Annotated in this window: 1 rRNA gene; it reads left to right on the plus strand. The window is 52.2% G+C overall.

The window, feature by feature from the left end:
* Nucleotides 1-689, plus strand: a 23S ribosomal RNA gene (locus tag F8R23_RS24080); the annotation flags it as partial.
* Nucleotides 690-718 lie beyond the last annotated feature (29 nt).

The following is a 718-nucleotide window of genomic DNA, read 5'->3' on the forward strand; positions in this document are numbered from 1 at the left end:
GGGGTGAGGACAGTGTCTGGTGGGTAGTTTGACTGGGGCGGTCTCCTCCCAAAGAGTAACGGAGGAGCACGAAGGTTAGCTAATCACGGTCGGACATCGTGAGGTTAGTGCAAAGGCATAAGCTAGCTTGACTGCGAGAGTGACGGCTCGAGCAGGTACGAAAGTAGGTCTTAGTGATCCGGTGGTTCTGAATGGAAGGGCCATCGCTCAACGGATAAAAGGTACTCCGGGGATAACAGGCTGATACCGCCCAAGAGTTCATATCGACGGCGGTGTTTGGCACCTCGATGTCGGCTCATCACATCCTGGGGCTGAAGTAGGTCCCAAGGGTATGGCTGTTCGCCATTTAAAGTGGTACGCGAGCTGGGTTTAGAACGTCGTGAGACAGTTCGGTCCCTATCTGCCGTGGGCGTTGGAAGATTGAGAGGGGTTGCTCCTAGTACGAGAGGACCGGAGTGAACGCACCACTGGTGTTCGGGTTGTCATGCCAATGGCATTGCCCGGTAGCTAAGTGCGGAAAAGATAAGCGCTGAAAGCATCTAAGCGCGAAACTTGCCTCGAGATGAGTCTTCCCTGGGAACTTGATTCCCCTGAAGGAACGTTTAAGACTAAGACGTTGATAGGCTGGGTGTGTAAGTGCAGCGATGCATTGAGCTAACCAGTACTAATGATCCGTGAGACTTAACCTTACAACACCAAAAGTGTTTTGATTTGAGAG

Origin of the sequence: Serratia proteamaculans (assembly GCF_008830365.1) — a bacterium.
GTDB lineage: Bacteria > Pseudomonadota > Gammaproteobacteria > Enterobacterales > Enterobacteriaceae > Serratia > Serratia proteamaculans.